This is a genomic window from Mesorhizobium sp. P160927 (genome assembly GCF_057766385.1).
Window position 1 is genome coordinate 3,687,451 of record NZ_JBYMDW010000001.1, and the last position, 14,134, is coordinate 3,701,584.

Consider the following 14,134-nt stretch of genomic DNA (forward strand, 5'->3'; position numbering starts at 1 on the left):
CCGGTCGCGATGTATCGTGATAACCCGGCTCGGGTCAACCGAAATTCGGCGTTAATCGCGCCGGTGCGGATGTGATGGCTGGTGGACCCGGCAATACCGGCCGCAATAGCCGCTGATGGCGGTATTCGAGCGCTATGGCACCCCAGATCAAGCCGAGCAGCAGATACACATGGCGCCAGTGGTCGATGTCGATGAAGGTGCCGAGCCCGACATTGCCGATGAAGGCGACGTAGGCGCATAGGAGATAAGGCTGCCACGGCCGATCGCGCAGCAGGATGCGGAATCCGGCTGAAATCGTCCAGATGACCAGCGTCAGGAACGAGACGAAGCCGAGCCAACCATAGTCCATCAGCATCTTCAGCCAGATGTCGTGTGTGTCCTCGCCGAAGATCGTGCCGAAGACCAGCGGCCCGATGCCGAACGGGTGCTCCATCGCCATCTGGAAACCGAGCGTGTAGCGGGCGAAGCGGCCCAGGCGTGCGGTGTCGTAGCTCTGTTCCAGATGCGCGCGGTTGGAGAACATGTCCGACACACCGGGCAGTTGCAAGATGACGATGACGGCGATGGCCAGCAGCGACAGCGCGGCGAGCGTCATGATCACCACGCGGAGCCGGAACATGCCGCTGGCGCTCTGCAGGAACAGGCAGCCGGTGAGCAGGATGGCCGAGACCGCGAACATGCCCCAGGCACCACGCGAGAAGGAGAAGAAAATGCCGGCGCTGATGATCAGCAGCGGCACAGCCAGCAGCGGCATGCGCGTGACCGGGCCCGTCAGCAGCAAATAGAGCAGATAGATGCCGGGCAGCACCAGGAACGGCCCGAACACATTCGGGTCCTGGAAGGCGCCGGCGGCGCGGTCGTATTTGGTGAAGATTTCGGCATCGGGGAAGGCATGGAAATAGCCCGCTATGCCAAGCAGCGACGTCGCCACCGCCGAAACGACATAGGCATTGAAGATCAACCGGTAGAGGTTCGGCTGCGTGGCCGTAACAGATGCGAAAAACACCGCGCTGAAAGCGAGAAACAGCGACACGGCAAGATAAAGCGGGGTGTTGGCGAGATCCGCCATCTGCGTCATGGAAATCATGCCGCCGATGTTCATCGTCACCAGAAGAACCAGAAGCGGCATGGCCGCGCGCGATATCCTCAGGCCGAACAGCGCCCAGATGGCGATCAGCGCGGACATGTAGATTTCGTAAGGCGCCGGCTCGCTGATGACGAAGCCCGACAAAAGAATGCCGAGCACGACCGCGCTCGAGGAGATCAGCGTGATCAGCTTGGCGTTGACCGCCGCGCGCGGCAGATCATGGCTGATCGCGCTCAATAGGCGTTTTCCGTGTTCAAGAGCCGGACCGGCGTCAGGAACAGGATGCGCAGGTCGAAAAGCAGCGACCAGTTCTCGATGTAGTAGAGGTCGTATTCCGTCCGCATGCGGATCTTTTCATTGGTGTCCATCTCGCCGCGCCAGCCATTGATCTGCGCCCAGCCGGTGACCCCCGGCTTGACCTTATGGCGCGCGAAATAGCCGTCCACCACCTCGTTGTAGAGCAGGTTGTGCGACTGGGCGGCAATGGCGTGCGGGCGCGGACCGATGAGCGACAGCGAGCCCAGCAGCGAGTTGAAGAACTGCGGCAGTTCGTCGATAGAGGTCTTGCGGATGAAGCGGCCGACAGGGGTGACGCGCGGATCGTTCTTGGTCACCGTCTGCTTGGCGGTCGGATCCGACCGGTCGGTGTACATGGAGCGGAACTTGTAGACCTCGATGATCTCGTTGTTGAAGCCATGCCGCTTCTGCTTGAACAGCACCGGTCCCTTGCTGTCGAGCTTGATGGCGATCGCCGCGGCCAGCATCACAGGCGAGAACACGACGATGCCGATGAGGCTGAAGATGATGTCGAAGGCGCGCTTGGCGACCGAATCCCAATCGTTGATCGGCTTGTCGAAGATGTCGAGCATCGGCACTGAACCGATGTAGGAATAGGCGCGCGGACGGAATTGCAGCGCATTGGAATGCGCCGACAGCCGGATGTCGACCGGCAGCACCCAAAGTTTCTTCAGCAACTGCAGCACGCGCGATTCGGCGGTCAGCGGCAACGACACGATCAGCATGTCGATGCGGGCGATGCGGGCGAATTCGATCAGTTCCGAAATGGTGCCGAGCTTGGGATAGCCGGCGACGAGGGATGGCGAACGCTTGTCGTTGCGATCATCGAAGATACCGCAGATGCGGATGTCGTTGTAAGGCTGCTTTTCCACCGAGCGGATGAGCACTTCCGCCGCCTTGCCGCCGCCAACGATGACGGCGCGCCGTTCCATGCTGCCATCGCGCGCCCAGCGCCGGATCAGCCTCGACATCACCAGCCTGAGGCCGAAGAGGCAGACGAAGGCGACGACGAACCAGGTGCCGAACAGCAGGCGCGAATAATCTTGCGACATCTTCATGGCGAATGCCGTCAGCGCCATCAGGGCGAAGGTGCCGGCCCAGACCAGCAGGATGCGCCCAAAATTGGCGATCGGCCGCATCAGGGACACCACCTGGTAGCAGTCGGTGACATCGAGCAGCACCACGGCGAGGAACGATGCGGCGGCGATCGTCAGCGGATATTGCCAGGCGAGATAATTGAAGAACCCGACATAGTAGAAATAGACGCCGAGCCCCGAGACCAGCAGCACCGCGAATTCGACCATGCGCAGCACGCCGCTGACCATGATCGGCGACATCGTATCGCGCCGGTATTGCGATGCGACCTGCCGGGCAACGTCGTTCATGCCGCCGGGCTTGTCGCCATCGGCAGGGCCGTCGAAGTGACGCACCGCTTCTGATGAAAAGCGGTGCGCGGGGTCGATCTCGTTCATGGAACAGTCCGCAAGCTTCCCCAGGGTGATTAGCAAAAGAGAGCTAAGAAACCCTTGAAACAACCTGTGGCTTTGGAAGGGCCCGAGCTAACTTTCGAGCGCGGCGAAGTAGGCCTTCTCGATTTCGGCGGCCATGACGTCGGCGCCGAAGCGCGCCCTGAGCGTGGATTCGTCCGGCATCAATCGGCGATAGGTGGCAAGGTCGCCCAGCGCCTGGCTCATTTTGTCGGCGAGCTCGGCCGGATCCGGGCGAATCAGGGCGGGGGAGCTTGAACCGAAAATCTCCGGTATGCCGCCGACCGAGGTCGCGATGACAGGTCTTGCCGCGGCAAGTGCCTCCAGCACGGTATAGGGCATGGCTTCCGCGCGCGAAGGAACGACGACGACCGCCCCCAGCACAAATGCCTGCCGGGCCGGCATTGGCGGCAGGAAGCGGACATTGCCTTGAAGCCCGAGGCGTTTCACCTGCGCGTGGTAGCGGGGCAGGTCGTCGCCGTCGCCGACCATCACGGCACTCGGTGCGCGGCCGAGCCGGGGAGCGGCGGCGGCCAGGGCATCGATGAAGATATCCGGGCCCTTGAGGTCCCGCATCATGCCAATATAGAGCAGATCTGCCGCATCGGCCCTGGTGGCTACCGGCTCGAATTCGGTGGTGCGAAGTCCATTGTAGACCAGCGTGGTCGGAATCGGCGGTTCGCCCACCTTCCTGCGGTAGGTCCGCCGCTCGTAGTCGGAGACGAACAGCAGGCAATCGGTGAAGCGCGCCATGAGATGCTCGAGCGCGAAGAACAGCTTTCCGGTGGCTGTGCTCTCGTCATAGTGGAGAGAGCCGCCATGCGGCGAATAGAGGCGGGCTACGCGAGACCTTGATACCCGCAACAATGAGCCGAACAGACGGGCATAGGCGCCACCCTTGGCGCCGTGCCCATGCAGCACGTCCGGCCGCAATTCCTTGATGATCCTGTAGGTGCGCCGGGCCGAGGCGAGGTCGCCCGGGCCGACATGGCGCTGCATTGGCGTACGATGGATGCCGAGCGCCAGCATCTCCTTCATCTGCCCGAAAAGACGCTCCTCGAATTCACCGCCCGTGGTCGAGTCGCAGACGATGCCGACCATGTGGCCGGCGGCGACCTGCGCTTCCGCTAGGTCGCGCACGTGCCGGAAAATTCCTCCCACGGGTGAGCGAAAGCAGTGGACGATCCTGAGCTTGTCCGCCACGAGGTGTCTGTCAGAACAGGCGTTCGCGGACGTAGACGGTATCTCCCGGCAGCAGGGGATCGGAGGTGACCACACGGCCGGTTATCACCTTGCCGTTGATATCGCGGGTGATGTCGACGCTCTCCTGGTTGGCGCGTGGCGTGAAGCCCCCGGCAATGGCGATGGCTTTCTGGACCGTCAGGCCGGGCACGTAGGAATACTGGCCGGCGGCGCCCACTTCGCCCATGACGAAGATCGGCCGGTAACGATCGATCTCGACCGAGACGTCGGGGTCGCGCAGATAGCCCTGCCGCAATTTGTCGGCGATCTCTTTTTCCATCTGCTGCGCGGTATGGCCTCGTGCCGGTATGGCGCCGACGAGCGGGAAGGAGATGTAACCGGACTGGTCGACGCTGTAGCTGTTGGTCAGGCCGTCCTGTTCGAACACTGTGACGCGGACCCGGTCGCCTGCGCCGAGGCGATACGGCTGTTCGAGGACCTCGTGGAAGGCGGCCGGCGTCGGCCGGTAGCTGGAACAGCCGGCGAGCATCGAAATGGCAAGCAGTGCGCGAAAGAGGGAAGCAGTGCTTTTCATGACCGGACAGGTACCTTCGACTGGCCGCTGCGATGTCGCAGCAAACATCTGGGATCGGGTCCGTTATCATCCTGTTAGGGTTAATGGCCGGTAAAGGAGCGCCTCAATAGCGTTTTAGCAGGCAAGGTTTCGCTATTTTATCGATTTTTTTGTCTGCCCCAGCAAATCCTAACGGAAGCTTACCGTGATCTTAACGGCTGGGTTACCATAGTTGTTTACGGTGCACCCTGATCCAGTTTCGGAGTAGGGATGCATGTCCGTTCAATCCGCGGCCGCAGACGTCGACGTTGATCTTAGGCAGCTCTTCGCCAGCCTGGGACGCAACTGGCTGCGGATTCTGGTCTTCGTTGTGGTGGTGACGGGGCTTGCATTCGTAGCTGCGTCGTTCGCGACCCGCCATTACAAGGCCCAGACGCAGGTGGAGATCGCCCCGCGAGAATCGGTCTACACGCGGCCCGCCAGCAGCAATCCGGACAGCGACAAGCCGATCCTCGACGAGCAAGGCGTTGCCACCCAGGTCCAGATAATTTCGTCCAACGAGATCCTCAAGCAGGTCGCCCAGAAGCTCGGCCTGTCGCGACTGCCCGAGTTCGACGAGACGATCGACATGTCGTCGCTGAGCCGCGTGCTGATCCTGCTTGGCCTGAAGAACGACCCGATGGATGTTCCGGCCGATGAACGTGTCCTGAAGAAGATGCGCGAGAAGCTCAACGTGTACGGCGTTGAAAAGACTCGCATCATTGCCATCGAGTTCTCCTCGGAAGATCCGAAGCTCGCGGCCGCCATCCCCGATGCCATTGCCGCCGCTTACATTGCGGGGCAGGGCGCGGCCAAGAGCGAATCGAACACCGCCGCCGCCGACTTTCTGGCGCCCGAGATCGCCGACCTGTCCAAGCAGGTCAGCGATGCCGAAGCCAAGGTCGCGGCTTACCGCTCCCAGTCCGACCTCCTGATGGGCGGCAACAATTCCACCCTGGCCACCCAGCAATTGGCCGAGCTGTCGACCGAGTTGTCGCGGGTGCGGGCCAACCGGGCCGCGGCCGAAGGCACTGCCGAGAGCGTGCGCAAGGCGCTGCAGAATGGCGGATCGCTGGATTCGCTGCCGGAAGTGCTGTCTTCCGATCTGATCCAGCGCTTGCGGGAGCGCCAGGTCGAGCTGCGCGCCAACATCGCCGATCTGTCGACGACGCTGCTCGACAATCATCCGCGTATTCGCGCGGCCAAATCGCAACTGGCCGATCTCGATGCGCAGATCCGCAGCGAAGCCCAAAAGATCATGAAGGGCCTGGCGATGCAGGCCGACGCCGCAAAGGCGCGCGAAAGCCAGCTGGTCGCCGACGTCAACACGCTCAAGGCTGCTTCTGCGCAGGCCGGCGAACAGCAGGTCGGTCTCGACGCGCTGCAGCGCGATGCCGCCGCCAAGCGCCAGCAGCTCGAACTTTACCTGACCAATTATCGTGAGGCGGCGTCGCGTCAGGATCGCAACTATATCCCGGTCGACGCCCGCATCGCCTCACCGGCTTCGGTCCCCGCCGAGCCATACTTCCCCAAGGTCGGGCCGATCGTTGGCGCTGCCGCCGCGGCTTCCCTTCTGCTGGCGGCCGTGTTCACGCTGCTGCGGGAGCTTTTCTCGGGCCGTGCCATGCGCCCGGCCAGGGGCGCGCGGTTTGAACCGATCGACGAGGTGATAATGCCGCCGGCCGCTTATCAGGAGCCGTCCACCCGCCTCGAACCGGCTGTCGCCACTGAGCGCGCCAATCGCACCGCCGACGTATCATGGCCCGAAACGGTCACCGAAACACCGGCACGGCCGCGGCCTGCCGCCGAGGTCGAGCCCGTCGCCACAGCGGAGCCTGTCGCCGAGCCTGAACCCTTGGCCAAATCCGAACCCTTGACCAAATCTGAACCCTTGACCAAATCTGAACCCGTGGCAGAGCCTGAGCCGATGGCTGTGCCGGAACCCGTGGAGGTTCGGCGGCCGCGCTCCGTGCTCGGCGAGATCGATGTCGAGAAGGCAGCCGAGAAGCTGATCGCCAGCGGGGCCGCGCGCGCCATATTCGTTTCCCCCGAGGGCGATGAAGCGGCGGCGTCGGCGGTCCTGGTGGCGCGCGAGGTTTCCGACGCCGGACTGCGCGTCCTGCTGCTCGACCTGACTGCCTCGGGGGCTGCCTCGCGCCCGATGCTGGACAGCGGGCTTTTCCCCGGTATCACCAATCTGCTGGCCTCGCAGGCGCAGTTCAGCGAAGTGATCCATGGCGACCTCTATTCCGACTGCCATGTCATCCCCGTCGGTACCGCCGATCCGGTCCGTGCCATGCGTGCGGCCGATCGGCTGCCGATCATCATGCAGTCGCTGACAACAGCCTACGATCTGGTGGTGGTCGAGTGCGGGCCGGCCGATGCACAAGGCATCAGCCGTCTGGGCGGCGAGGCCACCGAGGTGTTCTTGTCCATGCTGGAGGCCGACGACGAGGTGACGCAGGCCGCGGTCAAGCTGATCGAGAGCGGCTATCCCGACCTGACGCTGGTGACGCCGCTCGGCCATGAGCCGCCAGGCAATCCGGTGCCGGGGCGGCGTTCGGCTGCCTGAAAGAGCCGCCGTTCAAAGGCACGCCTGGCCGCAAGCCGCGGCAGGCCTAGTTGTCGTCGTCGCCGGCGGCCAGTGGCGCCTGGCCGGCTGCCTTGCGGCGCAGAAGCTTGGCGAGCTTCCAGATTGTCGGGCTGTTCTTGACGACAGCCTTCAGCCGCGCGCCTTGGCGAAGTGCCTGTCCCAGCGCACGGCCCTTGAGCGTCAGCGGGACGAGGACCTCGAAATGCCGGGTTTCGATATCGCACCATAACCGTTTGTAAGGTTCGTCTCCGACGGAGAAATCATAAACCGCGAACCCGCTCCGGCAGGCATCCTGGATGTTGTCGAAGAACAGGAAGTCGCCCGGGCTGGTGTGGGCAAGATCATCCTCGGCGATCGCTCCGAACTCGCAGATCAGCCTGCTGCCCGAGCGGCTCGTTCCGGTGACGGCGCGCAGCTTGCCGGCGACTTCCAGCCCGTGCACGACGAAGCAAGGCTTGTCGTCGGCAAGTGCTTGCTTGAACAGGCCCTGGAAGAAGGCGCGTGTCCGGTCGTCACCGAAGACGTTGGCGATGCCCATCTTGCGGAAGCGCTGTTCCTTCATCTCGAAGAACGCGTCGAGCAGCCTCTCCACGTCGTCGGCGCTGCTCGCCTCGATGCGCCGGTAGCTACCGACAGCCTCGAACTTGCGCGTTTGCGAGCGATGCTTCTTGCGTTTGCGCTTGCCGCTGGCGCGCAGCAGCAGCGCATCGAACCCGCCGCTGAGGTCGACGGCCAGCGAAAGATTGGGGCTGGCGAAGTGATCGAGCGATGCCAGCGGATTGGCGATGCCGTCAAGATCGGGGAGCAATCTTTCCAGCGCGATGAGATCTATGTCGGGCCGGAATTTGGCGATCGTCGCGAACATCGACCGGATGGCCGTGAGGTCGCCGCTGGCCAGCCATTGCGGTTCGACGGCGCAGAAATTGCCGTTGGCGTGGCGGCCGCCCATGAACTGGGCGACCCGCAACGGGCCGCGCTTGACCACCTCCAGCGCCAGTGCGAAGGCCGGCTTGCCCTCCAGTTCCAGCGTGGCAATGAGCAGATCGGGCTTGACCTCGGCGGCCCAGTTCAACACCCATGCCCCAGTTTGCGCCGGAGCACAGAGCGCCGAACGACAGAACGTCGCATATGCCGCGAGCCCCTCGGCGGCGGCAATGGAAACCGACGGCCCCGCGGCATTTCTGGGCAGTGTGCGTGGCGAGGCGTGGCTCGACGCGAGCCGCTTGCCATCAAATGACGCGGTCGCGTCAACCATACCTCAATCCTTAAGGCGTATTGATCCCGATTTGGGGGGCGCTCGGGCGTATTCCGTGCTTGGTTAGCCTAGGCGCAAAAGGTGAATGAATGATCGACGGTGGGGAGGCAATCCGGAAACTGGCGCTCAACGTCGCCCGTTATACCGGCCTCGCACCGCTGGCCAGGCCGTTTGTCGGCGGCATCGGCGCCATCCTGATGCTGCATCGCGTGACGGCGACGCCCGAAAAGCCCGACAGCGTCAACCGGCACCTCAACATCGCGCCCAGTTTTCTCGATGCGGTGATCGCCGACATGAAAGCGGGCGGCTATGCCTTCGTTTCGATGGATGAAGCGGTGGAGCGTATCAAGGCGGGCGGCAAGGGCGGCCGGTTCGCCACCATCACCGCCGACGATGCCTATCGCGACAACATGACCGAGGCCCTGCCGGTGCTGGAAAAGCATGGCGCGCCGCTCACCATCTATGTGGCGCCCGGGCTGATCGATGGCTCCGCCCACCTTTGGTGGGATGTGGTGGAGGACATCGTCAAGGCATGCGACCGGCTGACCTTGGCCACACCGAACGGCCCTGCGGTGATCGATTGCGCGACCCCCGCCAGGAAACATCAGGCCATCGCCCGCCTGCATGCCTATTTCACCACCGAGGTTCGCGAGGAAGACCTGCGGACCGTGCTGCGCGGTCTCGCCGCGTCGCATGGCGTCGACGCCGACGCCCCGCGCCTGCGCACGCTGATGACCTGGGATGAGATCCGCGCCGTCGCCGCGCACCCGCTGGTGACGATAGGCGCCCACACGATCAACCACAGCAATCTGAAGCGGCTTTCCGAGGCTGATGCGCGGCGCGAGATCGGCGCCGTCAAGGACATGCTGCGGACCGGGCTTGGCGAGGAGCCGAGCCATTTTGCCTATCCCTATGGCTATGCCAGCGCCGTCGGCTGCCGCGAAGTGGGCTTTGCGCGCGACGCCGGCTATGCCTCCGCGGTGACCACCCGCCACGGCGTGCTGCGCGCCGAACATGCCGGCTTCCTGCATGCCTTGCCGCGCATTTCGGTCAATGGCCGCTATCAGAGCCTCGCCCACATCCGCACCATGCTGTCGGGCGTGACGACCCCGCTCGCCAATGCCGGCAAGATGCTTGTTACCGTCTGACGTACGGCATGGCCGGGCAGGGCTCAGCGCTTAGTCCGCGGCTCCAGCATCAGCCATTTGATGATGCCCATCGCCGGCAGCACCCAAAGCAGGCCGCTGACGAGGAAAAACAGGAATTGCACCAGCGCGCCCGATTCCGACAGGCGGGCGACGGCGAAGATCGAGGCGACCAGCGCGTAGATGATGACCAGCGCCAACAGCAGGAACATTCCGATCAGTTTTTTCAGGCGAATGGGCATGTCTTGGCCTCGTTGATGGCTACCGCTTAGGCCGAACGCGGGGCACGCGCAACCCACGACGCCGGGCGCGACGGCGTGCCGCGCTGCGCGGCCTTGCCAGCCGGAGTGCGATGGTTCACCAATCCGCGACATTCAACCTGCCGGGACATATCCATGGCCGCCATCACTGCCGCCGCGCCCTATCAGGCCCGCGACCGCGATCTGCACAACCGGGCACTCGTGCGCGGCTGGCTTTACGTCGTGCTCCTGGTGCTGTTCGCGCTGGTGCTGGTTGGCGGCGCCACGCGGTTGACCCAATCCGGCCTTTCGATCACCGAATGGCAGCCGATCCACGGCGTCATCCCGCCGCTCAACGACGCCGAGTGGCAGGAGGAATTCCAGCGCTATCAACAGATCCCGCAATACACCGAACTCAACAAGGGCATGAGCGTCGAGGCGTTCAAGTCGATCTTCTGGTGGGAATGGGCGCATCGCCTGCTGGCGCGCAGCGTCGGTCTGGTCTTTGCCTTGCCGCTGCTGGTCTTCTGGGCGACGCGTCGCATCGAGCGCGGCCTTGGGCCGAAACTGGTCGGCATTCTGCTTCTCGGCGGCCTTCAGGGGGCCATCGGCTGGTGGATGGTGGCATCCGGACTGGTCGACCGCGTCTCGGTGAGCCAGTACAGGCTGGCGACGCATCTCACGCTGGCGGCACTGATCTTCACCGCGACCATGGTCGTCGCGCGTGGCCTGGCGCCGCATTCCGAACCCGCGGCCGATCGCTCGACGCAGCGTCTGGCCGGTTTTATCGTGCTTTTGGCGCTGGTCCAGATCTATCTCGGCGGTCTGGTCGCCGGTCTCGACGCCGGCATGAGCTCCAACACGTGGCCGCTGATGGACGGCCGGATCATCCCCGGCGATCTGCTCATCCTTGAGCCGGCGTGGCGCAATTTCTTCGAAAGCCCGAAAACGGTGCAGTTCATCCACCGGCTTGGCGCCTATACGGTGTTTGCCGTCGCGCTCTGGCACCTGATCGCCACGCGTCGGCGGCTGCCCGGCTCGACGCACGCGCGACGCGCGACACTGTTGTTCGTTCTGGTGCTGGTGCAGGCTTCGATCGGTATTTGTACGCTGCTGATGCAGGTGCCCTTGCACATGGCGCTGACCCATCAGGCTTTTGCGCTCGTCGTGCTGGGCTTTGCCGCAGCGCATTGGCGCGGCACCAAGGGCGCCTATCCCTTGCCCAACGAGATTGCCGTCGGACGTTGAGTGCCGCCGATCACATCCAGAAGTCGTTCGACTTCGTCTTCTTCTCGCCGTCGAATTCGGCCTGACGCAGGGCGGCGGCGGATGGTGCCGATTTGTCCTGGCCGGCCTTGGCCGCCTGGTCTTCCGTGATTCAGAAACGGGTCCGCACCGTCCGGATCGCCGTGGCGACCGACAGTTCGCGGTTCTCCTCGATCGCATTGCCGTCCTCATGGTGCCAGGCCGCGGACAGGCAGCCATAGGCGAGGGCGTGGTCCAGTATCGCTGCCGGTGATTGCCCCAGCGTCCGGGCAAAGATTTCGGCCATAAGCGCGATCCGCTCCGGGCTAGGCAAAGTGCATCGCGATCGAGCGGGTTGTAAAACATGTTGGCGGCGTCGAAGCCGGGATCGCCGAGCACGCCCTTCGGATCGATCGCCAGCCAGCCGCGCGGTCCCCGCAGGATGTTCTCGTGATGCAGGTCGCCATGCAGTGGCCTGATCTCATGCGGATTGGCCAGCAGTCGATCCGCGATGGCCGCGGCCTCGACATAGAGGCTGTGATAGCCGAGGTCACGATCGCTTGCGGCCTTCTTGAAAAGACTGGCGAACCGCTCCCTCAGCGGCTGAAGCTCGGGCGGGTAGGGGTGATCAGATGGCGAAAACAATTTCGCCATCACATCCGCCGCGATGGCGGTCGCTGCATTGTCGCCTTGTTCGTCGAGAACCTGCGACAGAAGTGTGTCCCCGCCATATTCGAGCAGCATGGAATGCCCGTCGCGGCCGAGAAGCCGCACCGCTCCTTCGCCGCGCCGCCAGGCAAGGAAATGCTCGCCGCGCAACTCGTCTGCAACGTCGTCGAACGGCTTCAGTGCCTTCACGATGGCAGGTGACCCGTCCTCAAGCCGCACCTTCCAGATGCGGCTCGAAAAGGTCTCGGCCACGAGTTCCGGTTCGCTGACCTTCCAGCGCGCTGGAAAGGCTGGTGCGTCCATCAGAGACCGAGCATCAGGTCCATGTTCTGGACGGCCGCACCCGAAGCGCCCTTGCCGAGATTGTCATAGACCGCCAGCAGCAGCGCCTGGGCTCTGCTGTCGTTGGCAAAGACATAGAGCTTCATGCGGTTGGTGCCGTTGTAGATCTCCGGATCGATGTCAGGCACGCGTTCCAGATGCGCATAGGGCGCCACCTCGACCACACCGCCCTTAATCGCGGCGAAATGGTCCGAAATGGCGGTGTGAAGTTCGGCGCCCGTCGGCACGCGGTCGAGGCCACCGAGCTGCAGCGGCACCACCGTGATCATGCCTTGCGCGAAATTGCCCACCGCCGGCTGCATGATCGGATCATGCGATAGCTTCGCATAGGCTTTCAATTCCGGCACGTGCTTGTGCTGCAGGGTCAGGCCATAGGGCAGGAATTCCGAGGCGTCCTCGCCCTTGGCGACGTAGTCCTCGATCATCGGGCGCCCGCCGCCCGAATACCCCGTAATGCCGTTGACCGCGACCGGGAAACTCGCCGGCAATAGGCCCGCGGTGACCAGTGGCCTGAGCGTCGCGATCGGCCCCTGCGGCCAGCAGCCGGGATTGGCGACGCGCTTGGCCGTGGCGATCTTTTTCGCCTGCTCCTTGTCCAGTTCGGCGAAGCCATATTCCCAGCCTTCGGCCACTCGATGCGCGGTCGACGCATCGATGACCTTGGTGGTTTCGTTGGCGATCAGCGAGACGCTTTCCTTGGCCGCATCGTCGGGCAGGCATAGGATCGCGATATCGGCGGCGTTGAGGAATTCGGCGCGCGCGGCCGTTTCCTTGCGGCGCTCGACCGGGATGGAAATGATCTCCAGATCGCCGCGCTCGGCAAGCAGCGCCCGGATCTGGAGGCCGGTAGTGCCGTGCTCGCCGTCGATGAAGATTTTCGGTTTCATTGCCTGATCAAATTCCCTGATATCTCAAAACTATATGCCGTTGCCATGATTGACCGCGGCGCCATTGTGGTTGCCGTTGTTCAGCTCCTCGATCCGGGCCTTTCGCTCGGCTAGCAGGCCAAGATATTGCATGGCCACCATCGAGCCGGCGATCGCCGTTATATCGGCGTGATCATAGGCCGGCGCAACCTCCACGACATCGGCCCCGACGATATCGACCTGGTTGAGCTGGCGCAGCGTCGACAGGATCTTCGCCGACGACGGGCCCCCCGAAACCGGCGTGCCGGTTCCCGGCGCATAGGCCGGATCGAGGCAGTCGATGTCGAAGGTCAGATACGTCTTCTTGCCACCGGTGCGATCGACGATGGCGTAGGCGATGTCGGAGGCGCGCATTTCCTCGATTTCATGGCCATGGAGAATCTTGATGCCGAACGTGTCGGGCGCATGGGTGCGAATGCCGATCTGGATCGAGCGATCGGGATCGACGATGCCTTCCTTGACCGCGCGGCCGACGAAGGAACCATGGTCGATGCGCTTGCCGTCATCGGGCCATGTGTCCTGATGGGCGTCGAACTGCACCAGGGCCAGCGGTCCGTGGATGGCGGCGTGCGCCTTGAGCAGCGGCCAAGTGATGAAATGGTCTCCGCCGAGCGTCAGCAGGAAGGCGCCCGATTTCAGGATTTTGGCCGCTTCGCGCTCGATCGTGCCTGGCGTCTTCTGGTGGTTGCCCGAATCGAGCAGGCAATCGCCATAATCGACCACGGCAAGGTGTTCGAACAGATCGCGCGAGAACGGGTATTGCGGGTCGTTGTCGAGGATCGCGGAGGCGCGGCGGATCGCCTGCGGTCCGAACCGGGCGCCAGGCCGGTTGGTGACGGCGGCGTCAAACGGAATGCCCCACACCACCGCATCGGCGCCCTTCACGTCCTTGGTGTATTTGCGGCGCATGAAAGACAGCGCGCCGGAGTAGGTCGGCTCGAGGGCGCCACCCGTTTTGGAGCGGGCGGTGAAGGCATGGTCGATGGTGTTGGTCGCCATTACGGGTCCTCGTTTTCATCGGGGTGCAACAACTACAGAACCGGCATGGAAGATG

At 63.6% G+C, this 14,134-nt stretch carries 11 protein-coding genes and 1 pseudogene; 3 read left to right on the forward strand and 9 right to left on the reverse strand.

Annotated features, from left to right (window positions below; genetic code table 11):
- Nucleotides 1–34: 34 nt before the first annotated feature.
- From AC3CB8_RS17875 to AC3CB8_RS17890, 4 genes are all read right to left on the reverse strand, one after another.
- Complete coding sequence (locus tag AC3CB8_RS17875; protein ID WP_023795074.1) at nucleotides 35–1,324, reverse strand: O-antigen ligase family protein; 1,290 nt, start codon at nucleotides 1,322–1,324, stop codon at nucleotides 35–37.
- On the reverse strand, nucleotides 1,321–2,856 hold the full coding sequence (locus AC3CB8_RS17880; RefSeq protein WP_023773246.1) for an undecaprenyl-phosphate glucose phosphotransferase: 1,536 nt from the start codon (nucleotides 2,854–2,856) through the stop codon (nucleotides 1,321–1,323). The genes AC3CB8_RS17875 and AC3CB8_RS17880 overlap by 4 nt, the downstream gene beginning before the upstream one ends.
- Before the next feature lie 87 nt (nucleotides 2,857–2,943).
- Nucleotides 2,944–4,074 (reverse strand): glycosyltransferase, encoded by a 1,131-nt coding sequence (locus tag AC3CB8_RS17885; RefSeq protein ID WP_352563092.1) that lies wholly within the window; start codon nucleotides 4,072–4,074, stop codon nucleotides 2,944–2,946.
- A 10-nt stretch (nucleotides 4,075–4,084) separates the two neighbouring features.
- Nucleotides 4,085–4,648 (reverse strand): polysaccharide biosynthesis/export family protein, encoded by a 564-nt coding sequence (locus tag AC3CB8_RS17890; protein WP_023773244.1) that lies wholly within the window; start codon nucleotides 4,646–4,648, stop codon nucleotides 4,085–4,087.
- A 253-nt stretch (nucleotides 4,649–4,901) separates the two neighbouring features.
- Between AC3CB8_RS17890 and AC3CB8_RS17895 the strand changes: the two genes are divergently transcribed.
- Complete coding sequence (locus AC3CB8_RS17895; protein WP_023783827.1) at nucleotides 4,902–7,238, forward strand: Wzz/FepE/Etk N-terminal domain-containing protein; 2,337 nt, start codon at nucleotides 4,902–4,904, stop codon at nucleotides 7,236–7,238.
- A 46-nt stretch (nucleotides 7,239–7,284) separates the two neighbouring features.
- Here AC3CB8_RS17895 and AC3CB8_RS17900 read toward each other — a convergent pair whose 3' ends face one another.
- The gene (locus tag AC3CB8_RS17900; RefSeq protein WP_352563093.1) at nucleotides 7,285–8,514 is read right to left on the reverse strand and encodes a GNAT family N-acetyltransferase; all 1,230 of its coding nucleotides are present in this window, start codon (nucleotides 8,512–8,514) and stop codon (nucleotides 7,285–7,287) included.
- An 89-nt stretch (nucleotides 8,515–8,603) separates the two neighbouring features.
- On the opposite strand from AC3CB8_RS17900, the gene AC3CB8_RS17905 reads away from it, so the two are divergent.
- Nucleotides 8,604–9,662: a polysaccharide deacetylase family protein gene (locus AC3CB8_RS17905; protein ID WP_352563095.1), complete on the forward strand. Its 1,059-nt coding sequence runs from the start codon at nucleotides 8,604–8,606 to the stop codon at nucleotides 9,660–9,662.
- Nucleotides 9,663–9,685: 23 nt separating this feature from the next.
- Here AC3CB8_RS17905 and AC3CB8_RS17910 read toward each other — a convergent pair whose 3' ends face one another.
- Nucleotides 9,686–9,901 (reverse strand): DUF2842 domain-containing protein, encoded by a 216-nt coding sequence (locus AC3CB8_RS17910; RefSeq protein WP_015318215.1) that lies wholly within the window; start codon nucleotides 9,899–9,901, stop codon nucleotides 9,686–9,688.
- 153 nt (nucleotides 9,902–10,054) lie between these two features.
- Here AC3CB8_RS17910 and AC3CB8_RS17915 point away from each other — a divergent pair, with 153 nt between their 5' ends.
- The gene (locus AC3CB8_RS17915; RefSeq protein ID WP_352595621.1) at nucleotides 10,055–11,146 is read left to right on the forward strand and encodes a COX15/CtaA family protein; all 1,092 of its coding nucleotides are present in this window, start codon (nucleotides 10,055–10,057) and stop codon (nucleotides 11,144–11,146) included.
- A gap of 130 nt (nucleotides 11,147–11,276) precedes the next feature.
- On the opposite strand, the pseudogene AC3CB8_RS17920 reads toward AC3CB8_RS17915, so the two are convergent.
- The 3 genes and pseudogenes from AC3CB8_RS17920 to speB all read right to left on the reverse strand — a co-directional run bounded on the left by AC3CB8_RS17920 (nucleotide 11,277) and on the right by speB (nucleotide 14,079).
- A pseudogene (locus AC3CB8_RS17920) lies at nucleotides 11,277–12,118 on the reverse strand (aminoglycoside phosphotransferase family protein).
- Entirely contained in the window at nucleotides 12,115–13,041 is a 927-nt protein-coding gene (argC, locus tag AC3CB8_RS17925; RefSeq protein ID WP_023773238.1) for an N-acetyl-gamma-glutamyl-phosphate reductase, read from the reverse strand. The pseudogene AC3CB8_RS17920 and the gene argC overlap by 4 nt, the downstream one beginning before the upstream one ends.
- A 30-nt stretch (nucleotides 13,042–13,071) precedes the next feature.
- The gene (gene speB, locus AC3CB8_RS17930; RefSeq protein WP_023795080.1) at nucleotides 13,072–14,079 is read right to left on the reverse strand and encodes an agmatinase; all 1,008 of its coding nucleotides are present in this window, start codon (nucleotides 14,077–14,079) and stop codon (nucleotides 13,072–13,074) included.
- Between the last annotated feature and the right edge of the window lie 55 nt (nucleotides 14,080–14,134).